This is a genomic window from Actinokineospora baliensis (assembly GCF_016907695.1).
Classification (GTDB): Bacteria; Actinomycetota; Actinomycetes; order Mycobacteriales; family Pseudonocardiaceae; genus Actinokineospora; species Actinokineospora baliensis.
The window spans coordinates 7,399,604-7,420,405 of record NZ_JAFBCK010000001.1; the positions used below are offsets into that span (position 1 = coordinate 7,399,604).

At 70.2% G+C, this 20,802-nt stretch carries 14 protein-coding genes; 8 read left to right on the forward strand and 6 right to left on the reverse strand.

The genetic code is table 11. The features are described from left to right. Nucleotides 1-34: 34 nt before the first annotated feature. From JOD54_RS32565 to JOD54_RS32575, 3 genes are all read right to left on the reverse strand, one after another. Nucleotides 35-2,581 (reverse strand): bifunctional acetate--CoA ligase family protein/GNAT family N-acetyltransferase, encoded by a 2,547-nt coding sequence (locus JOD54_RS32565; protein ID WP_239573580.1) that lies wholly within the window; start codon nt 2,579-2,581, stop codon nt 35-37. Then, entirely contained in the window at nt 2,565-3,746 is a 1,182-nt protein-coding gene (locus JOD54_RS32570) for an acetoin utilization protein AcuC (protein WP_204455759.1), read from the reverse strand. The genes JOD54_RS32565 and JOD54_RS32570 overlap by 17 nt, the downstream gene beginning before the upstream one ends. A 223-nt stretch (nt 3,747-3,969) precedes the next feature. Beyond that, the gene (locus tag JOD54_RS32575; protein WP_307860463.1) at nt 3,970-4,824 is read right to left on the reverse strand and encodes a sulfurtransferase; all 855 of its coding nucleotides are present in this window, start codon (nt 4,822-4,824) and stop codon (nt 3,970-3,972) included. A gap of 101 nt (nt 4,825-4,925) precedes the next feature. Between JOD54_RS32575 and JOD54_RS32580 the strand changes: the two genes are divergently transcribed. From JOD54_RS32580 to galE, 3 genes are all read left to right on the forward strand, one after another. Then, nucleotides 4,926-5,621 carry an iron-dependent transcriptional repressor DtxR gene (locus JOD54_RS32580; RefSeq protein WP_204455761.1) on the forward strand — a complete coding sequence of 232 codons (696 nt, stop codon included), beginning with the start codon at nt 4,926-4,928 and terminating at the stop codon, nt 5,619-5,621. Next, a complete protein-coding gene (gene galK, locus JOD54_RS32585) occupies nt 5,618-6,760 on the forward strand; it encodes a galactokinase (protein WP_204455762.1) in 1,143 nt (380 codons plus the stop codon). Before JOD54_RS32580 ends, galK begins: the two co-directional genes overlap by 4 nt. A gap of 70 nt (nt 6,761-6,830) precedes the next feature. Further along, nucleotides 6,831-7,787: a UDP-glucose 4-epimerase GalE gene (gene galE / locus JOD54_RS32590; RefSeq protein ID WP_204455763.1), complete on the forward strand. Its 957-nt coding sequence runs from the start codon at nt 6,831-6,833 to the stop codon at nt 7,785-7,787. 172 nt (nt 7,788-7,959) lie between these two features. On the opposite strand, the gene JOD54_RS32595 is transcribed toward galE, so the two are convergent. Next, nucleotides 7,960-9,012 carry a DUF4192 domain-containing protein gene (locus JOD54_RS32595; protein ID WP_204455764.1) on the reverse strand — a complete coding sequence of 351 codons (1,053 nt, stop codon included), beginning with the start codon at nt 9,010-9,012 and terminating at the stop codon, nt 7,960-7,962. A 249-nt stretch (nt 9,013-9,261) separates the two neighbouring features. Further along, nucleotides 9,262-11,067: a Xaa-Pro dipeptidyl-peptidase gene (locus JOD54_RS32600; protein ID WP_204455765.1), complete on the reverse strand. Its 1,806-nt coding sequence runs from the start codon at nt 11,065-11,067 to the stop codon at nt 9,262-9,264. 264 nt (nt 11,068-11,331) lie between these two features. Here JOD54_RS32600 and add point away from each other — a divergent pair, with 264 nt between their 5' ends. Together add and JOD54_RS32610 are read left to right on the forward strand one after the other, a co-directional pair. After that, nucleotides 11,332-12,342: an adenosine deaminase gene (gene add / locus JOD54_RS32605; protein WP_204455766.1), complete on the forward strand. Its 1,011-nt coding sequence runs from the start codon at nt 11,332-11,334 to the stop codon at nt 12,340-12,342. Between the two features lie 9 nt (nt 12,343-12,351). Beyond that, nucleotides 12,352-13,947: a mucoidy inhibitor MuiA family protein gene (locus tag JOD54_RS32610; protein WP_204455767.1), complete on the forward strand. Its 1,596-nt coding sequence runs from the start codon at nt 12,352-12,354 to the stop codon at nt 13,945-13,947. Here the strand turns inward: JOD54_RS32610 and JOD54_RS32615 are convergent. After that, nucleotides 13,944-14,852 carry a TIGR03619 family F420-dependent LLM class oxidoreductase gene (locus tag JOD54_RS32615; RefSeq protein WP_204455768.1) on the reverse strand — a complete coding sequence of 303 codons (909 nt, stop codon included), beginning with the start codon at nt 14,850-14,852 and terminating at the stop codon, nt 13,944-13,946. The two genes, JOD54_RS32610 and JOD54_RS32615, sit on opposite strands and share 4 nt — an antisense overlap. 39 nt (nt 14,853-14,891) lie before the next feature. Between JOD54_RS32615 and JOD54_RS32620 the strand changes: the two genes are divergently transcribed. Genes JOD54_RS32620 through JOD54_RS32630 form a run of 3 tightly spaced genes read left to right on the forward strand, consistent with a single transcriptional unit; the run spans nt 14,892 to nt 20,801 of the window. Beyond that, nucleotides 14,892-16,904 carry a prolyl oligopeptidase family serine peptidase gene (locus JOD54_RS32620; protein ID WP_204455769.1) on the forward strand — a complete coding sequence of 671 codons (2,013 nt, stop codon included), beginning with the start codon at nt 14,892-14,894 and terminating at the stop codon, nt 16,902-16,904. A 53-nt stretch (nt 16,905-16,957) separates the two neighbouring features. After that, nucleotides 16,958-20,002, forward strand: a complete 3,045-nt coding sequence (locus JOD54_RS32625) for an SNF2-related protein (RefSeq protein WP_307860464.1) — start codon at nt 16,958-16,960, stop codon at nt 20,000-20,002. Further along, the gene (locus JOD54_RS32630) at nt 19,995-20,801 is read left to right on the forward strand and encodes an SWIM zinc finger family protein (RefSeq protein WP_204455770.1); all 807 of its coding nucleotides are present in this window, start codon (nt 19,995-19,997) and stop codon (nt 20,799-20,801) included. Before JOD54_RS32625 ends, JOD54_RS32630 begins: the two co-directional genes overlap by 8 nt. Nucleotide 20,802 lies beyond the last annotated feature (1 nt).

Sequence of the window (20,802 nt, forward strand, 5' to 3'; positions counted from 1 at the left end):
TCACCCGCCTGGCTCCTGGGGGCTGCCCCGGGAGTCAGGCGATCGGCCGCAGCCTGCGCGGCCCGCTGTCGTGCCTCGACGGGGGTGGGCCCACGGTGACCCGACCTCCGGTGACGAACGCGCCCGCGGCGGAGGCGAGGATCGGCTCGATGGCCAAGGCGCGGATCTCCGGCAAGTCTTCCGACATGGCGGAGACGCGGAGGACCAGGTGCTGGAGGGCAGCCAGGTCTGCCGGTTCGCCACCCGCGAAGCCAGCCAACAGCGGTGCGGCTCGAGGCGACCTCACAAGGCTTGCGGCTTCAGTGTCGGTCAGCGGAACAGCCCTATAGGCGCGGTCACCGAGCAGGGTGCTGACCACGCCTGCCAGCCCAAAGGACACGACCGTGCCGAAGGACGGGTCGTCCTGTAGGCCGATGCTGCAGGAGATGCCCTCTGGTGCCATACGCTGGATGTAGTCGGGGACATCCACTACGGCTTTCAGTTCGGCGTTGGCATCGCGCGTGACCTCGATGCCATAGCAGTCCAGGAGAGCGACTACCTCATCGTCAGTCAGCTCTACCTCGGCGCCTCCCGCGCGAGACAAGGCGGCGTCAACCACAGAGTTCGCCCGGTCTGGATCCATGCCTTCCGCGCGAACGAACGTTCCCGGAGGCGATGACCGCCAACGTGCGTAGGCGGTCGCTCTGGCAAGAGCAAGAGTTGCCCGTTCGGGACTCGGGTAAGACGGGATAGATCCGTGCGTAGGCGCCCCATCGGGGCCGAGTACGGCCAACTCTGCAGGGATCCCCTCCGCCGCAAGGAAAGTCGACACGATGGGTTTGCTGTCAGCCTCAGGTAGGCCTTCTGCGGCTTCGCGAAGCGCACGCGCATAGGCAGTGCCTGGGATCGCTATAGGCGGCACGAACACGACGATGAGCGAATCGACGTCGTCCCGTTGAAGCGCATCCGCAACAGCCGCAGCGAACTGGTCCGGCCCAGCCTGAGCACCGACGTCGACCGGGTCGCCCGCCAACACCAGCCCGTGCCCAATCGCCGCATCAGCGGCTAGAACGCCTATAGCAGAAGAATTCCCGACTACCGCAACACGCTCACCTGGCGGCAACGGCTGGTGAGCGAGCAGCAGCGCAGTGTCGAAGAGTTGTGCGATGGACTCGACCCGGATGACACCCGCTTGCTCGAAGAGGGCCTGGACACTGGCCTCGTCCACTGCGACCCCAGTTGCCGCCAACGCGGGCAAGACGGTGTTGCGGCCGGATTTGACCACCACCACCGGCTTGGTGCGCCCAAGCCTTCGCGCGAGTCGGGCGAACTTGCGCGGATTGCCGAAAGACTCCAGGTAGAGCAAGACGACATCGGTGGCAGGATCCGTCTCCCAGTACTGCAAGAGGTCGTTACCGGAGACATCAGCGCGGTTCCCGGCGGAGACGAACGTCGACAGACCCAACCCCCGCGCGGCGGCGTCCGCGAGGATCGCGGTGCCTAGAGCCCCCGACTGGCAGAAGAACCCCGTGCGGCCCGGACCTGGAAGGGTCGGCGCAAGAGTGGCGTTGAGCCGCACGGCAGGATCCAGGTTGACCACGCCGAGCGCGTTAGGCCCCACGACGCGCATCCCGTGCGCTCGCGCCTCGTCGACAAGTCGCCGTTCCGCCCCACGCCCATCAGGACCCGTCTCACCGAAGCCGGCACTAACGACGACGAGCGTCTTGACGCCCTTGACCAAGCACGCGTCCATGACCTCATCGACGCCTGCCGCAGGCACTGCCACAACGGCGAGGTCAACGGCGTCGGGGACGTCAAGCACCGTGGGGTACGCGCGAACCCCGCGAATGGAGCGGTGTTCCGGGTTCACCGGGAAGACCGGCCCCGCGAAGTTGGCCGCCAACAGGTTCCGCAGCACAGCGTTGCCGACTTTCGCCGGATCGGTGGAAGCACCGATCACGGCCACCGACCTCGGGTGTAGCAAGTTGTGCACACTACGCGCCTCAGCCGACTGCTCCCGCGCCCACGCGACAGCCACCGACGCCTCAGTGGGGTCAACAGCGAACTCCAAGTGCAGGACACCTTCGTCGAAGGCCCGGCTGACCTGGTAACCCGCGTCGCGGAACACGCGGACCATCTGGGCGTTCTCCGCCAAGACCTCCGCCTCGAACTGGCCGAGGCCGCGTTCCCTGGCAGCGGCCGCGAGGTGCTCGAGCAGGATCGACCCCAGACCGCGCCCCTGGTGGGCGTCCTCGACGACGAAGGCCACTTCGGCGGAGTCCGTCCCGGGAAGCCGCTCGTACCTGCCAACGGCGACGACGTCGTCCCCCAGCAGGGCGACGAACGCCACCCGGTCGTGGTGGTCGACGGTGCTGAACCGCGTGAGGTCCTTGTCCGGGATCGTCGGGTACGGCCCGAAGTAGCGGAAGTACCTGGTGCGCTCGGACAGCCTGCCGTGGAAGGCGCGGAGAGCAGCCGCGTCGGTGGGGACGATCGGGCGCAAGTGGACGGTGCCGCCGTCCGCGAGCACGACATCAGCCTCCCACCGCGGCGGGTAGGCGAAGGGGTCGCGCTCCTCGGGCATGTCAGTCCCTGGGGTCATCGGGATCCAAGCCGTGCAGCGGGAAGATGGCCCCGCGCACGTCCCGGATCACCGTGTCGACTGGTTGGTCCCGCCCGCCGCCCCACGGCTCGAAGGTGACGTCGGCGCCATCGCCCATCACCGAGGGCAGCACGGCGTTGGGCGCGATCTTCCGCACGCCCGCGGCCCACTCGACCGGGACCGACCGCTCGACGGGGATGTCGCGGTCGAGCACCGTGGCGAGCAGGTGCGTCCACGAACGCGGGACGACCCGCAGCAGTTCGTACCCGCCACCGCCGGTGACCAACCACTTGCCCCCGGTGTGGCGTTCGGCGAGCTCCCGCACGGCCTGGTAGATCCGCCGGTGGCCGTCCACCGACAGGGCCAGGTCCGCCAACGGGTCCTCGACGTGGGTGTCCACTCCGCACTGGGTGACCAGGACCTGGGGTCGGAAAGCGGCCACAAGGGACGGCACGGTCGCGTGGAAGGCGCGCAGCCAAGCGGAATCCCGGGTCCCCGGCGCCAACGGGATGTTGACCGAGGTGCCCTGCGCCCCGGGGCCGCCCAGCTCGCTGACCGCGCCGGTGCCCGGCCACAACGTCGCCGGGTGCTGGTGCAGGGAGATGGTCAGCACGCGGGGGTCGTCGTAGAACACCGCCTGCACGCCGTCACCGTGGTGGACGTCGACGTCGAGGTAGGCGATCCGGTCGAAGCCGTTGTCCAGCAGCCAGGAGATCGCCACCGCGCAGTCGTTGTAGACGCAGAACCCCGCCGCGCGGTCGGGCATCGCGTGGTGCAGCCCGCCCGCCAGGGAGATCGCCCTGTCTGCGCTGCCCTCGGCGATGCGCTTGGCCGCGGCCAGGGTGCCGCCGACCACCAACGCCGAGGCGGCGTGCATCTGGTCGAACACCGGGTTGTCCGAGGTGCCCAGGCCGTGCCCGACGTCCCAGGAGGCCATCGGCGCCTCGCGCACCGCGGCGACGTAGTCCGGCCGGTGCACCCGGCTGATCTCGCTGTCGTCCGCGGGCTCCGGCGCGATCAGGTCGACGCCGTCGAGCACCCCGAGTGCCCCGGCCAACCGCATGGTCAGCTCGAGGCGGATCGGGTTGAACGGGTGGTCGCCGCCGAGGTCGTAGCCCAGCAAGGCGGGGTCCCAGACCACGGCGGCGTCCACTCGATCACCCATGCCCGCACCTTAGTGGCCGTCGGCGGGTCCCGCCGTAACCCGTTGGTGGCCTGCGGGGCGGCTAGTGGTGCGACCCAGAATGTTGGCCGTGTATCGGCCTGTCCACGGTGTGGCTGGCAAGGCGCCGGAACGGCCTCGTACTGGGCGTACTCGGTCGTTTCGGCAACGCCGCCAGGCGCGTCGTGGGCGGGTCGAGACATGGTCGACATTCTGGGTCGTGCCACTAGTTCTCACCGGTCGCGACCGGCCGGGCCGGGTCCTGGCTCCAGTTCGACCACGATCCGGCATACAGCGCGGCGGGCCGCTCCGGCGTGGTGATCCCGGCGACCTCCAGTGCCAGCACCACCGACGACGCGGTGACACCCGAACCGCAGTAGGCGCCGATGGAGTCGCCCCCGACACCCAACTCGGCGAACCGGTCCGCCAGCGCGGCGGGCGCGAGCCAGCGCCCGTCCTGGCCGGTGTGCCCGGCGAACGGCGCGTTGACCGCGCCGGGCACGTGCCCGGCCCTCGGGTCGATCGGCTCGACGTCGCCGCGGTAGCGCTCCGGTGCCCGCGCGTCGAGGAGGACACCGCTCTCGGCGAGCGCGGCGGCCCCGTCCGCGTCGAGCACCGGCATAGCGCCGGGCCGCACCTCCACGTCACCCGGCTCGGGCGCGGGTTCCTCGGTGGTGGACGCACCGCCATCGGCGACCCACGCCGCGTAGCCGCCGTCGAGCACGGCGGCCTCGCTGTGCCCGGCCCACCGCAGCAGCCACCACGCCCGCGCGGCGACCGACCCGTTGTCCGCGTCGTAGACCACGACCGGAACCCCGGTGCGCACACCGGCGGCACGCAACACGGCCCGCAGGTCCGCCGCCTCGGGCAGCGGGTGCCGCCCACCCGCACCGGGCGGCGCGGCGAGATCCCGGTCCAGGTCCAGGAAAACGGCACCGGGGAGGTGCCCGGCCGCGTACTCCTCGCGACCGGGCGGGCCGCCGAGGCGCCAGCGGACATCCAGCAACACCAGGGGGTGGCCACTGTCGAGTAGCGACACCAGCTCGGCGGTTGACACCAGTGCGGAGGGCGATTCGCTCACCTGCCCATCCTGCCGGCCCGGGACTTCGGTCACTGCCCGCTACTACCCCGCTGCTCTGTCGGGGCGAGCGACTAACATGGAGGTGACGAAGGGGAACCGGCGTGAACGATCTCATCGACACCACCGAGATGTACCTCCGCACCATCTACGAACTCGAAGAGGAGGGCGTCGTACCCCTGCGCGCCCGCATCGCCGAACGGTTGGGCCAGAGCGGCCCCACGGTGAGCCAGACGGTGGGCCGGATGGAGCGCGACGGCCTGGTGGTCGTCGCGGGCGACCGGCACCTCGAGCTCACCGACCACGGCCGCTCCCTGGCCGTCGCGGTCATGCGCAAGCACCGGCTGGCCGAGCGGCTGCTGGTCGACGTGATCGGCCTGGAGTGGGAGCACGTGCACAGCGAGGCGTGCCGCTGGGAGCACGTCATGAGCGAGGCCGTCGAGCGCAAGCTGGTCACGCTGCTCGGGCACCCGACCACCTCCCCGTACGGCAACCCCATCCCCGGTCTGGACCAGCTCGGCGACGGCGAACCGGCCCCACCGGTCGAGGCCGGGCTGGTGCGGGTGGACGAGGTGGCCCGCCGCGGCGGCGGCCGGGTCGAGGTGCGCCGCATCGCCGAGCACATCCAGATGGACCCCGACCTGATGACCGAGCTGAAGTCGGTCGGCGCCCTGCCGGGCAACGTGATCGAGATCGGGTCGGTCACCCCGGACGGCAGTGGCATCGCGATCACCGGCGCGGGCACCACGGCCAACCTGAGCCCGACGATGCTGCACGCGGTGCTCGCCCGGCTGCTGTGACCCAGGCCGACCGGGCCGCGCAGCGATACCGGGAGTCGCACGGTCATGCCCCCGTCGGGGTGTGGTCGGCTCCCGGTCGGGTGAACTTGATCGGCGAGCACACCGACTACAACAACGGGCTGGTGCTGCCGTTCGCTCTTCCGCACCGGGTCGCGGTGGCCGCGGCGCCGCGCGCCGACGGCCGGATCTCGGCCACGACGGTCGGCGACGACGGACTGCCCCAACGCGCCCGAGCGGTGCCGATAGCCGAGCTGGCGCCGGGCCGCGTCACCGGGTGGGCCGCCTACGCCTACGGGGTGGCCTGGGTGCTGCGCGAAGCGGGCATCACCTCGGGCGCGGAACTGGTGATCACCGGCGACGTGCCGACCGGCGCGGGCCTGTCGTCCTCGCACGCCCTGCAGTGCGCGGTCGCGCTGGCGCTGCTCGGGCTTGCGGGCACCGTGCCCGGCGACGGCGGCCCGACCCTGGCCGAGATCGCGGAGTGGGTGCGGCGCAGCGAGAACGACTTCGTCGGCGCCCCCACCGGCCTGCTGGACCAGACGGCTTCCCTGCGCTGCGTCGAGGGCCACGCCCTGTTCCTGGACGTCCGATCCGGCGAAGCGGAGCAGATCCCGTTCGACGCGCCGGTGCTGGTGATCGACACCCGGGTGCGGCACGCGCTGGCCGACTCCGCCTACGGCGATCGGCGCCGCGGCTGCGAGCGGGCCGCCGAGCTGCTCGGCCTGCCGTCGCTGCGCGAAGTCGCCCCCGACACGGACCTGGGGCGGCTGCCCGCGGACCTGCTGCCACTGGTGCGGCACGTGGTCACCGAGAACGAGCGGGTCTTGGCGACCGTGGCCGCGCTGCGGGAGGGCACCGCCATCGGGCCGCTGCTGTCCGCCTCGCACGCGAGCCTGCGCGACGACTACCGGGTCTCCTGCCGCGAGCTGGACGTGGCCGTCGAGGCGGCCGAGAGCGCCGGGGCCCTGGGTGCCAGGATGACCGGCGGCGGCTTCGGCGGGTCCGCGATCGCGGTGGTGCCCCCGGCGGCCGAGCAGGCCGTGCGGGCCGCGGTACTGGCCGCGTTCGCCGAGCGGTCGCTCACCGCACCGAGGCTGTTCACCGCGGCGCCGTCGCCGGGCGCGGGCCGCGACCACTAGTACGCGAACCAATAGTGCGCGAACCAATAGTGCGCGAACCAATAGTGCGCGAACCAAGAGGAGGACCACGGTGAAGCTGCTCGTGACGGGCGGAGCGGGGTATGTCGGCAGCGTGTGCGCGGCCAGGCTGGTCGAGTCCGGGCACGAGGTCGTGGTGGTCGACGACCTGTCCACCGGCCACGCCGACGCGGTGCCCGACGGCGCCCGGTTCGTCGAGGCCGACATCGCCGACGCCGCCCCCGACCTGCTGACCGGCGGCTTCGACGGTGTGCTGCACTTCGCGGCGAAGTCACTGGTCGGCGAGTCCATGGTGGACCCGACCAAGTACTGGGCGGGCAACGTGCTCACCTCCCTGCGGTTGCTCGACGCCATGCGCGACAACGGCACGCCACGGCTGGTGTTCTCCTCCACCGCGGCCACCTACGGCGAGCCGGAGCAGGTCCCGATCCTGGAATCGGCACCGACCCGGCCCACCAACACCTACGGCGCGACCAAGCTCGCGATCGACCACGCCATCACCTCCTACGCCAAAGCCCACGGCCTGGCCGCAGTCAGCCTCCGGTACTTCAACGTCGCGGGCGCCTACGGCCGCTTCGGCGAGCGGCACACCACCGAGACGCACCTGATCCCGATCGTGCTGCAGGTGGCGCTGGGCACCCGAGCAGCCATCTCCATCTACGGCGACGACTACCCGACCCCGGACGGCACGTGCGTGCGCGACTACATCCACGTGCTCGACCTCGCCGAGGCGCACCTGCTCGCGCTCGAGCACACCCGGGAGGGCGAGCACCAGATCTACAACCTCGGCACCGGCACGGGGTTCTCCAACCGCGAGGTCGTGCAGACCTGCCGCGAGGTCACCGGCCACCCGATCCCGGCGGACTTCGCCGCCCGCCGCCCAGGCGACCCCGCAGTCCTCGTCGCCTCAGCCGCGGGCGCCGCGACCAACCTCGGCTGGACCCCCAAGCGCACCGACCTCCACACCATCGTCAGCGACGCCTGGGAGTTCACCCGCACCCGCGCCTGACCGCACCGCCCGCCGAGTTCGCGTGGGCCGAGCGGGTGCCACAACACAACCGCGAATCCCACCCGCGCCAGGCAACGGCCTCAACGCGGAAGCCCACCGGCTCCGCACCCGAAGTTCACTGATCCCAACCCGGACGAGCAAACCTGAGACCGGCCCGCCGAGTCCTGCTCGGTCACCCCGGGCTCGCCCGTGCGGACTTGGCCTGCACTTGGGCGATGAGGTCGCGCAGGTCGGTTGGCGGGATGCCGTGGTGGGCGGCGGAGTCGAGGAGGGCGGCGAGGCTGTGTCGGGGGTCGGCTTCGAGTGCGACGCCGAGGGCGACTCTGGCGTAGACGCCGTCGCCGTGGAGGTAGGCGGTTACGGCTAGGTGGAAGGCGGGTTCGGCTCGTTCCGGTGCCGGGAGGGCGCGGGTGAGCCTGGTCCACAGGCGGGCGGCTGGGCGGTCGCGGGCACCGAGCGGGATGGCCAGGCACGCCTCGCGGACCTCAGGGTCGGACAGGGCGATCGCCAGGTGCGCGAGTCGTGTGTCGTCGAGGTCGGGGTCGGTGGGTGCTGGGTCGGTCGGGTGTCCGCGGGGCGGGGGCGCCACTGTGGACATCAAGCGCGAGTCGCGCGTCGGCGGGCTGTCGAACTCCTCGATCACCTGGTGGATCAGGGCGAGCTTGTCGGCGACCGTGGCGTACTCGGTCGCCAGGTCGTCGATCAGCGCCGCGCGCCGGTCGAGGTCGGGTTCCGGGTCGGCGGCGAGGCTGTCGGCCATGGCCTCGCGGGACGGGTAGACCACTACGCCCTCGACGGTGAACTGCGCCGCCAGCGCGGTGGTGTCCGGGTCGGCGACCGTGCCGGTGAACTCGGGGTCGTCGTAGGACAGCCAGGGTTGGCCCGCCTCGACCGACCTGGTCCAGAACGCGTGCTCGACGGTGACACCGGACTCGACCAGGGTCTGCCTGACAGTGGTGACGAAGGGCTTGTCGTGCAGTGGTTCCCGGCCGCCCACCACGATGAGCAGCGCGTCCTCGACGCGGTGGGCGGCCAGGATCTCGGCCAGGTGTTCGGCCATCGGCAGGCGGTCGGGTGGGCGCGGCAGGTCGAGCCGGATGACCGGCCCGATCTCCCTCGTCTCCCGGATGGTCAGCGCGACCAGGGAGTCGGTCGGCGCGAACCCGATGAGGTACGGGAGCGCGGCGATGATCTGGTCGGCGTGGTGCAGGTTGGTGGTCGTCATGCGGCCACTGTGCGCGGATGTCGAGCCGCGGGACAGGGGTTCGGTTGGCCGGTGGATGAATCAGTGCGTTGTGGACAACTTGGCCGCGAGTTGTCCACTCGCGACACCCGACCCGCCGCGCACGCACCAGACCAATGGCCGGATCATTCGCTACCTCCACCAGGGATTCGCGAACGATCCGGCCATGGTCCTCGGGATCAGAGGAACACCCACCAACCCCTAGAGATGTGTGTCAACACCCCACCGCCATCAGCCGACAGCGGCCTTGAGCGCGTCCAGACCGCCGACGATCGGCAGGGTCAGGTTGCTGCCCTTGAGGTCGACCGAGAAGCCCGCCCCGGGGGCCGGGCGCAGGGTGTACTCGTTGTCGCTGGAGAGCACGACGAGGCCGAACTGGTGGCCCGCCTGGAGCACGTAGTCGTCCGGGACGAGGTCGACCCGCAGGTCGTAGGCCTTGCCGGGCTGGATCGCGTCCGTGCGGCTGATGTTCTTGCGGTTCTGCGGGTCGGTCCAGCCGCGGGTGACGACGGTGGACTTGCCGTCAGGGCCGCGGTCGACCAGCAGCGCGGTGACGTTGGCCGCGGGCCGGGTGAACGACAGCCGCAGGTAGACCTCGCCCTTGCCGCTGAAGCGCAGCGGCGTGCTCGACGGGCGGCTCAGGTAGACGAGCCGGTTGGGCGAGCTGGACGCGTTGGCGAGGGTGCTGGCGAGCTTGGTGGCGTCGTCGGTCAGCGACTCGACCACGCGGCGGTCCGGGCGCCAGATGGTCAGCGCACCGGACTCGGCGCCGCCCGCGCCCGGGTAGAGCGTGGCGAGCGAGGCGCTGGGGGCGGGCCACTCGGCCTCTTCGACCCAGGTCTTGTCCTCGCGCTGGATCGTGAGCTTCGGGCCGTTCTGCGCGCCGTTGTCGATGCCGTAGAGGTAGTGGGAGAACCACTGGTTCAGCGTGACCAGCCACGGGTCGCGGCGGAGGCTGTACGGGTCGGCGTGGCCGGACTGGTGCAGCCAGATCTTGTGCTCGACACCCTGCTTCTTGAGGGCCTCGTACCACTGGGCGACGTGCGTCATCTTCACGTTCCAGTCGTTGAGGCCGTGCACGGCGAGCACCGACGCGCGGACCTTGCGCACGTCGTTGAGGTAGTTGCGCTCGTCCCAGAAGTTGCTGTAGTCGCCGGTCACGCGGTCCTGCTCGGCGGTCAGTTCGTCGAGCACCTTCGCGCAGGCCGTGCGGTCGGCCCGCGTGTGGACGTACTTGGCGAGCACGTCGAGGTCTTCGCCCTGGAACGTGCCGGGAGCGACTACGGCACCGTCGGCGCGGTAGTAGTCGTACCAACTGGAGATGGCCGCGATCGGCACGATCGTCTCTAGGCCCTGGACGCCGGTAGTAGCGACGGCGTTGGGCAGGGTGCCGTTGTACGACACGCCCATCATGCCGACCTTGCCCGTAGTCCACCCGGCGGTGACCCGGGTGCCTGCGACGTCTTGCGCGGTGGCGCGGCCATTGAGCCAATCGATGACGGAGCGGGCACCGATGGTCTCGTTGCGGCCGCCGCTGGTGGGGCAGCCGGTGGACAACCCGGATCCGAGCGATTCCGCGTACACCACGGCGAACCCGCGCGCGGTGAAGTACTGCTCGTAACGCCACGTGATAGCGGGGTTGGGTCCGCTAAGACCCGTCGCGGCCGCCTTTGGCCCAGGACGGTTGTCGGGGACGTGCAGCTCGACGTCGACGTTGTGGTTGTCGATGTCGTTGCCACCGGCGTAGTACGGGCTCGCCTGGTAGACGACGGGGACCTTGAGGCCCTGTTCGGTCGCCCTCGGCCGGACGATCTCGACGTGGACCAGGTCGTCCTTGCCGTCGCTGTCGCTGTCGACCGGGGCGTTGACCCACAGCGACTCGCGCACGACGTCGGTCGGGCTGAACACGGGCTGCGCCTGGCCGTCGACGAACACGGGGGCGGGGGGTTCCGGTTGGGCGGACGCCGGGGTGACCACGAGCGGCACGGCCAACAGGGCGGTGATGGCACCGGCGACGGCGGATCTCGCACGTCTCATAGGGTTCTCCAGATCTTCGGCAGGGGACCTGCCCGCACCCTTGCCCGCCACCGGGCGGGTGTCAAGGGGGTTGCTCTCTGTCTACAAGGGATGGTCGCCTTGACGACCCAGAGCGCCTGGGCCAGACTCGGGGGGTGTCCGTGATCCTTGGCTGGCTGGTGCCGCTGCCCCTCTACGGGGAGGATCACGAGCGCGGCGATCTCGCCTGGTGACGCGCGTGCCCCTTACCGCCACGCATCGATCCCACATCCCGAGAGGCCCGCTATGCGCGCGTACGTCCACGCCCTGCCCAAGGTCGAACTGCACCTGCACCTGGTCGGCTCCGCACCGCTGGATTCCGTGCTCGAACTCGCCCGCCGGCACCCCGACGGCGGTGTCCCCGTCGACCGCGACGACCTGGTGCGGTTCTACGAGTTCACGGACTTCACCCACTTCATCACCGTGTACGGCAACGTTTCGGGCCTTGTCCGCACAGGCGCGGACATCACCACGCTGCTCGTAGGCATCGCCCGAGATCTAGCGGCGTCCAACGCGCACTACGCCGAGGTGACCGTCACGGCGTTCGATCACCTCAAGAACGGCATGGACCCCGCGGAGTTGGCCGAAGCTCTGACGCTTGGCCGTAAGAGGGCTCTCGCGGAGCACGGCGTAATTCTGGCCTGGGTGTTCGACATCCCGGCGGGCCTAGAGCGCGCGAGCGACGAGACAAGCATCGATTGGGTTCTTACCTACATGCCTGAGGGTACGGTCGGCTTCGGCGTAGGCGGCCAGGAAGCCGGGATGCCCCGTAGCTCGTTTCGCCGTTCGTTCGACCGTGCACGCGAAGCGGGCCTGCGCTCTGTGCCCCACGCGGGTGAAACCGTAGGGCCGGAAGAGATCTGGGCAGCGATCCGCGACCTGGGCGCCGAACGCATCGGTCACGGGGTGAGCGCGGTGCGCGATCAGAACCTCTTGCGCCATCTGGCCCACGAGGGGATTCCACTCGAGGTGTGCCCGACGTCGAACCTGTGCACCCGCGCGGTCGCTGACATCAACAGTCATCCGCTGCCCCGGCTGCTGGAGGCCGGTGTGCCGGTCACGTTGGCGACCGACGATCCCGGCATGTTCCACACCGACCTCAACCGGGAGTACCTGCTGTGCCACGAGCACTTGGGCCTGACCCGGGGCGAGCTGGCCGACATCGCGCGAACCGGAGTGCGGTCCGCGTTCTGCGCGCCGGAGCTGCGGGACGAGCTGATCGCCAGGATTGATGCCGTCGAGCGTTCCGGTGGGTAGCCTCGCGGCGTGACCAGTCGAGTTGACGCCAGCATCGTGGCCGTGACCGTCTACCCGGGACAGGCGCGGATCACCCGCCGCGGGCGGGTGGACCTTGCCGCGGGTGAGCAGCGGGTGGCCGTAGGCGGCCTACCGCAGTACTTGCACGCGGATTCGGTGCGGGTGGCCGGGCGCGGTCCAGCGACGGTGCTCGGCGTCGACGTGCGCGCCGAACGCAACCCGCGCACCCAGGACGCCGCGTTGGGCGATCTGGAGAGTCGTAGGGACGCGTTGGTGGCGCAGCTGCGTGAGCTGGCCGACCACAACAGCGTGCTCGACGCGCGCGCGGAGCTGATCACCGCGTTGGCCCGGCGCGCGGGTAGCACCTTCGCGCAGGCGCTGGCCAAGGACGAGACCGACACGACCCGCGTGGCCCAGGTGGGGGACGCGCTCGCCGATCAGCTCGCGGGGGTCTACGCGCAGCGGCGGGAGCTGACCGAGTCGATCCAGACCACGCAGGAAGAGTTGGACGAGGTGCACCGGCGCATCGCCGACCGGGACGGCTACCGGCCGCCGGACAGCACGGCGATCGAGGTCGAGCTGGCGGTGTCGGAGCCGGGCGAGGTCGAGCTGGAGGTCTCCTACCTGGTCGACTCCGCCAACTGGGAGTCCCGCTACGACGTCCGGCTGGTGTCCTCGACGCTGCATCTGACGTGGTACGGGCTGGTCACCCAGCACACGGGCGAGGACTGGCCGGAGTGCGACCTGCGCCTGTCCACCGCCCGGCCCGCGACCAGCGTCGACGTGCCGGAGCTGGACCCGTGGTACCTCGACGTCCTGCGGCCGATGCCCCGTGCGTACGGGGGTGGTGGCCCCGGCGAGGACCAGGCGCAGATGCGCGTAGGCGCTCAGGCCATGAGCAGCGCGCCCATGATGCCCGCCGCGGCCGCGCCTGCCGGGTACTCACCGGCACCCATCGCCGAGTCCGTTGCCACCGTGGAGCACGGCGAAGCGGCGACCGTGTACCGGCCCGCCCGCCCGGTGGCCGTGCCCTCGGACGGGAGTGCCCACCGGACAACGGTCGCGAGCATCGAACTGGCCGCCGAGGTCGACCACATCACGGTTCCCCTGGTGGGCCCAGAGGCGTACTTGCGCGCCACTGCGACCAACTCGTCCGAGCACACGCTCCGCCCTGGCCGGGCGTCCCTGTTCCACGATGACGAGTTCGTCGGGGTGACGAACCTGGCGGCGTGGGCGCCGGGCGAAGAGGTCGAGCTCACCCTGGGTATCGATGACCGCATCCGCGTCGAGCGCGACTTGGTCAAGCGTTCGGCGAGCAAGGCGGTGCTGGGCAGCACGCGCCGCCAAGAGGCGACGTGGCGGATCAAGGTGGGTAACTTCGGCCCGCGGCCCGCACAGATCACCGTGGTCGATCAGGTGCCTGTGTCGCGCAGCGAGTCGGTAGTGGTGCGAGACCTGGCTCTTAAGCCGCAGCCCGCCGAGCAGACGGAGATCGGCGAGGTCACCTGGAAGCTGGCGGTGCCGCCGGGGCAGACCAGCGAGATCACCATCGGCTTCCGGGTGGACGTCGCCAAGGGCGTGACTCTGACGGGCTGGCGCGACTAGGGCGACCCGGGCGCGAAATCGGCCAGGACCGACTCGGCGTGTGCCATGGACGCCGCCGGGTCGGCGTCCGGGGTGCCGATGGCCGGGTCGAAGTTGAGGTCGATGAACAGCTCGGTGATGCCCTGTTCGGCGAGGCCGCCGAGGTCGTCGCGGATCTTCTCGACGCTGCCGGTCAGCGGGCGGGTGCCCTGGTCGGGGCGGGCGAGGACGACGCCCCGGCAGATCATGCGCAGCTGCTGCGGGTCCCGTCCCGCCTCGGCGGCGGCGTCGCGGACGAGGCGGACGGAGGCACCGATCGTGGTCAGGTCGGCACGGCTGCTGCTGATCCAACCGTCGGCCAGGCGACCCGCGCGGCGCAGAGCGGGCTCAGCGGCGCCACCGAGCAAGATGGGGGGACCTCCGGCCTGCACCGGCTTGGGGTCCATCCGGCTGGCAGGCACCTCATAGAGCGCGCCTGCGTGCTCAACGACCTCCTCGGTCCAGAGCTTGCGCAGCAGGGGGATGTACTCCTCGGCCCTCTTACCCCGCCCGGCGATGTCAACGCCAACGGCGGCGAACTCCTCGGACGACCAGCCGACGCCTAGGCCCGCGTCGAGCCTGCCGCCGGACAGCACGTCGAGGGTGCCCAACTGCTTCGCGAGGAGCGCGGGTGCGGAGAACGGCATGTTGAGGACCGCTACACCCAACCGTGCGCGGCTGGTGCGGGCGGCCACGTACGACAGGGTCGTGATCGGGTCCAAGACGCTGCGGTAGGCATCGCCCCACGCGCCGTCCGGTGGGGACAAGAGGCGTTGCATCGTCCACAAGGACCGGTAGCCCAGGTCCTCCGCGCGGGTCGCCACGCGCACGAGGTTGTCGACGGTGGCCCACGAGCCCGACACGGGCAAAGCGAATCCCAGCTCCACAACCCCCACGCTAGCCCACCCGCCGGCAGACTGGCGCGCATGACCGACGACGCCGACCCGTACCTCTGGCTCGAAGACGTGACCGGTGAGCGGGCCCTGGACTGGGTCCGGGCCCGCAACGCAGAGACCACCGCGGTGCTCACCGGTGGCGAGCGGTTCGAGACCACCAAGAGCAGGCTGCTGGAGGTGCTCGACGCGGACGACCGCATCCCGTACCCGAGGCGGCGCGGTGCGTACCTCTACAACTTCTGGCAGGACTCGGCCCACCCGCGCGGGTTGTGGCGGCGGACCACGCTCGAGCAGTACCGCACGGCGTCGCCGGAGTGGACCGTGCTGCTGGACGTGGACGCGCTGGCCGAGGCCGAGGGGGAGAACTGGGTCTGGAAGAGCGCGTCGGTGCTCAAGCCCGGTTATGACCTGGCGCTGGTGGAGCTCTCGCGGGGTGGCGCCGACGCGACCGTGGTGCGCGAGTTCGACCTGCGCACCGCCGAGTTCGTCGCAGGCGGGTTCTCCCTCCCAGAGGCGAAGTCCCGGGTGAGTTGGATCGATGAGGACACCGTCTACGTCGGTACCGATTTCGGGGAGGGCTCCCTCACCACGTCCGGCTACGCGCGCGTCGTCAAGAGGTGGCGTCGGGGGACGCCGCTGGAGGACGCCGTCACGGTCTACGAGGGCAAGCCCGAGGACGTGACCGCCTACGCCTACCGCGATCACACGCCTGGCTTCGAGCGCGACCTGGTGGGCCGGTTCCCGGACTTCTTCACCTCGGAGGAGTTCCTGCTCAACGCGGACGGCAGCCTCACCAAGATCGATGTGCCCGAGGACGCGAACGTCGACGTGCACCGTGAATGGCTGCTGGTCACCCTCCGGTCGGACTGGGCCACCGGTGGCACCACCTATAGGACGGGTTCGCTGCTGGCGGCCAACTTCGACAGCTTCTTGGCCGGTGAGCGCGACCTGACCCCGTTGTTCGTGCCGGACGAGCACACCTCGCTCAGTGGCGTCGCGTGGACGCGCAACCACTTGATCCTCATCAAGCTCGCGGACGTGAAGACCCGTCTTGAGGTCCTGACGCCTGGCGCGGACGGGTGGAGCCGGGCGGAGCTACCGGGTGCACCTGAGGTGGGCTCGGCCGACGTGATCGACACCGACCCGGACCACAGCGACGAGTACCTGCTCAACGTGAGTGGTTACTTGCAACCCGCGACGCTCCTGCGTGGAGAGATCGGCGGTGGCTTGGAGGAACTGCGGCAAGCCCCCGCGTTCTTCGACGCCGCCGGACTAACGGTGGAGCAGCACTTCGCGACGTCGGACGACGGCACTAAGGTGCCGTACTTCGTCGTGCGCGGCGAGAATGCCAATGGCCCGACCCTGCTCTATGGCTACGGCGGGTTTGAGGTGTCTCTTACCCCCGGCTACAGCGGTGGACTCGGGCGTGGCTGGCTGGAGCACGGCGGTACCTACGTTGTCGCCAACATCCGGGGTGGCGGCGAGTACGGGCCCGCATGGCACCGGGCAGCCCTGCGGGAGAACCGGCCTCGCGCCTACGAGGACTTCGCTGCGGTCGCCAAGGATCTTGTGGCAAGAGGCATCACGACGCCTGAGCGGCTGGGTATGCAGGGGGGCAGCAACGGCGGCCTCTTGGCGGGTGTGATGTTGACCCGCTACCCGGAGTTGTTTGGCGCTGTCGTGAGCCAGGTGCCGTTGTTGGACCTGAGCCGCTACCACCTGCTACTCGCGGGGGCCTCCTGGATGGCCGAGTGGGGCGACCCCGACAACCCCGACGACTGGTCTTACCTCAAGACCTTCTCGCCGTACCACAACGTCCACAGTGGAACGAAGTACCCGCCGGTCTTCTTCGTGACCTCCACCCGCGACGACCGGGTGCACCCCGGTCACGCGCGGAAGATGGCGGCTCGGATGGTCGAGCTGGGTCACTCGCCGTACTACTACGAGAACATCGAGGGTGGGCACGGCGCGGCGGCGGACAACGCACAACGGGCGTACATGTCGGCGATCGTCTACGAGTTCCTGCTGCGCACGCTCAGCTAGCGACCTAGTGGTCTAGCGGCCTAGTGGCTCCCCCACTGGGATCGTCGGTCCCGGTGGGTAGTGTCTACGGGGTGTTGGCGCTGCACTGTCTGGTCACGGCCGCCGGAGAGGTAGCGCTCTGGGCGGAGGACTCGACGCTGCCCAGCCGCCGCCCCGGCAGGGCGACCAAGGCGGTCGTCGCGCACCCGTTCGCGGTACCGGCTCGGACGTTGACGGCGCTGGTCGCGGGGCTGTCCGACGAGGTACCTGTCCTACTGCCGTCCTACCCGTCCGGCCCAGTCGCGTCCCCTGAACTGGTGCTCGACCCGCTGGCGAACCGGGCGACCCCACGCGGGCAGGTCCGCCTGACGCCCTGGCGGGTGCCGGTGGCGAAGATGTCACCGGCCGTGTTCGCCCGCCATGGCGTCCCCCGGCTCGGTGATGTCCGCACGGGAGCCAGCGTGCGGTTCCTGAGCACCGTGGTCGCCTTCGCCGAGGACTTGGTCGACCGCGGTCGGGTGCTGCCCACGATCGTGAGCGAGGAAGACGGCCTGGTGGCCCGGTGGCGCCCAGCGCTGTCGGGCACCGACTCGGCGCGGTACGCGCGCCTGCGCGACGCGGTGCCGCCGGTCCTGCGCGCAGCCCAGGTCGAGGGTTCGACGGGCAGGCGGGCCGAGGACGTACTGCGGCCCGCACTGGACGCGTTCGTGGATTCGCTGACCCGCGCCCGGTTGGCCGGGATCCGGCTGGGGCCTGTCGGCTCCGCCACCACCTCGGTGTCCAGGGCACTGCTGGTGGCGCTGACCGGGGACCCCTTGTTGGACGCCGCCCCGGACGAGGCCGCTCGGCTGGCGGACACCCTGCGCACATGGCGGTCCGCGGTCGAGTTCGATGGCCCCGTCCGCGCCTGCTTCCGGCTGCGCGCGCCCGAAGACGACGCGGATAGCAGCGCCGACCCTACGTGGACGGTGGAGTTGCTGCTGCGCGCCGTAGACGATCCGAGCGTGATGGTGGCCGCCGACCAGGTGTGGCGCGGGGATGGCGGGACGGTGTTGCGCCGCTGGGTGAGCCGCCCCGACGAGTTGCTGCTGGCCGAGCTGGGGCGCGCGACGCGGCTGTTCTCAGACTTGGATCGCTGCCTACACGAACGCGCCCCAGTAGGGCTGAGTTTGGACACTGAGGGAGCCCACCGGTTCCTGACCGCGGCAGCAGCGCTCGATCAGGCCGGTTTCGGGGTCTTACTGCCATCGGGCTGGCGTCCGTCTTCTGGTGTTGGGCTGCGGCTGACAACTACGAGTCGCGGCACGGCAGGCACGGTTAGTCGTAACTCGGTGCTGGGTAAGAACGAACTGGTCGACTACCGCTGGGATCTCGCGGTTGGAGACCTAACGCTCACCGAGCACGAGTTGAGCGAACTGGCAGCGGCGAAGGTGCCTCTGGTCCGTGTCCGCGGCCGGTGGGTGCAGATCGACCAGCGCGGGTTGGCTGAAGGCCTGGCGTTCTTGGAACGCGCGCGGGCAGGGCAGATGTCCGTCGGTGAAGTCCTCGACCTGGCGGGGATGCCCCCGGACGAGAACAACTTGCCGATCCCGGTGGTCGGCATGAGCGGATCGGGATGGTTGGCCGACCTCTTGAGCGGCACCGTCGAGGCCCACCTAGAGCCAGTCGTGACCCCTGAGGGCTTCACCGCGGAACTACGGCCATACCAACAGCGTGGTGTGGCGTGGCTGGCCTTCCTCGACAGCGTCGGCTTGGGCGCGTGTCTCGCCGACGACATGGGCCTGGGCAAGACCGTTCAACTCTTGGCCCTAGAGGCGGTTTCTCGGCAAGCGGAGAAGAAGCCGCCGACGTTGTTGGTGTGCCCGATGTCGTTGGTCGGCAACTGGCAGCGAGAAGCCGAGCGCTTCACGCCAGGGCTGCGCGTCCACGTCCACCACGGCGCGGACCGGCTCGCCGGAGCGGATCTGGCCGATGCCCTCGACGGCGCCGACCTGGTCCTCACCACCTACGCCCTAGCGGCCCGTGATGCCGACCTGCTGGCAACCCTGCAGTGGGACCGCATCGTGCTCGACGAGGCCCAGAACATCAAGAACAGCGCGGCGAAGCAGTCGCAGGCCGTGCGGTCCTTGCCCGCCCGCCACCGGGTTGCGCTGACGGGCACCCCGGTCGAAAACCGGCTGGCCGAACTGTGGTCGGTGATGGACTTCGCCAACCCCGGCCTGCTCGGCCCGCTGTCCCGCTTCCGCGCGCGGTTCGCGGTTCCCGTGGAGCGGCACGGGGACGAAGAGGCGGCGACCCGGCTGCGCCGGATCACCGCGCCGTTCGTGCTGCGGCGGGTCAAGACCGACCCGGCGATCGTCGACGACCTGCCGGACAAGCTGGAGATGCGCCAGCTGTGCACCCTCACCGCCGAGCAGGCTTCGCTCTACCGCGCGGTGGTCGACGACATGATCGTCAAGGTCGAGGAGGCGGAGGGGGTTCAGCGCAAGGGGCTGGTGCTGGCCACGATGACGAAGCTGAAGCAGGTGTGCAACCACCCCGCGCACCTGCTCGGCGACGGCTCGCCGATCGCGGGGCGCTCCGGCAAGCTCGCCCGGCTGGAGGAGACGCTGGAGCAGGTCCTCGCCGAGGGTGAGCGGGCCCTGTGCTTCACCCAGTACGCCGAGTTCGGCGCGATGCTGGTGCCCTACCTGGCCGCGCGCTTCGACACCGAGGTGCTGTTCCTGCACGGTGGAACGCCCCGGGCGCAGCGCGATGCCATGGTCAGCCGGTTCCAGTCCGGCGCGGGTCCGGCGATCTTCCTGCTGTCGCTCAAGGCGGGCGGCACCGGGCTCACCTTGACCGAGGCCAACCACGTGATCCACCTGGACCGCTGGTGGAACCCGGCGGTGGAGGACCAGGCGACCGACCGGGCGTTCCGCATCGGGCAGCGCAAGGACGTGCAGGTGCGCAAGTTCGTCTGCATCGGCACGCTCGAGGAGCGGATCGACAAGATGATCGAGGACAAGCGGGCGCTGTCGAAGCTGGTGGTGGGCACCGGGGAGAGCTGGCTGACCGAGTTGTCCAACGGCGAACTGCGCGAGCTGGTCGCGCTGTCCGGGGAGGCCGTCGGTGAGTGACGACGAGTGGTGGCGCTCATCGGGCCCACCGATCCCGGTGGCGGACGGCCTGCGCATCACCGGTGACCGCAAGAACATCGGCAGGACGTGGTGGTCTCGGCGGTTCGTGGAGTCGTTGGAGGCGCTCGGGCTCGGTGGCCGGTTCGAGCGTGGTCGGCGTTATGCGCGTGCGGGCCAGGTGTTGAGCATGTCGTTGTCCACGAGCATTGTGGTCGCGCAGGTGCAGGGGTCGCGGCCAGAGCCCTATAGGGTGCGGATCGGGATCAAGGCGTTCACCGATGCCGAGTGGGCCGACGTGGAGAAAGCGCTTGCGGGACAGGCGCTGTTCCTCGCTAAGCTGCTCGCGGGTGAACTACCGCACGAGATCGAGGCAGTGTTCGAGACCGTGGGCCTACAGTTGTTTCCCGTTAGCGCAAGAGAGCTGTCGATGGACTGCTCTTGCCCGGACTGGGAAGTGCCGTGCAAGCACCTAGCCGCCATCAGCTACCTCTTGGCGGAGTCCTTCGATTCCGACCCCTTCGAGTACCTCGCTTGGCGCGGGCGCAGCAGACAGCAGTTGCTCGACGGCCTACGCGGACCTCGTGAGCAGCCCGCCGAAGCCGGTGACGAAGCACTAGTAGACGTGCTGGACAACTTCTGGGGTGCCCCGGTGACGGTGCCCGCGGTCGCCGCGGTGCGGGCAGCGCCAGACGCGGTACTGGACCAGGTTGGCCCGTTACCGCTGACGGTCGGCGGACGGCCTCTGGTGGAATGGCTCCGGCCCGCGTACCGAGCGCTGGCCGAGGCTGACGACCAGTGAG

What these genes read in the sequence shown, in the direction of transcription:
- JOD54_RS32570 (WP_204455759.1), bottom strand. Translation starts at nt 3,746, where the DNA reads ATGGGTGATCGAGTGGACGCCGCCGTGGTCTGGGACCCCGCCTTGCTG.
- JOD54_RS32565 (WP_239573580.1), bottom strand. Translation starts at nt 2,581, where the DNA reads ATGACCCCAGGGACTGACATGCCCGAGGAGCGCGACCCCTTCGCCTAC.
- JOD54_RS32600 (WP_204455765.1), bottom strand. Translation starts at nt 11,067, where the DNA reads ATGAGACGTGCGAGATCCGCCGTCGCCGGTGCCATCACCGCCCTGTTG.
- JOD54_RS32620 (WP_204455769.1), top strand. Translation starts at nt 14,892, where the DNA reads ATGACCGACGACGCCGACCCGTACCTCTGGCTCGAAGACGTGACCGGT.
- add (WP_204455766.1), top strand. Translation starts at nt 11,332, where the DNA reads ATGCGCGCGTACGTCCACGCCCTGCCCAAGGTCGAACTGCACCTGCAC.
- JOD54_RS32595 (WP_204455764.1), bottom strand. Translation starts at nt 9,012, where the DNA reads ATGACGACCACCAACCTGCACCACGCCGACCAGATCATCGCCGCGCTC.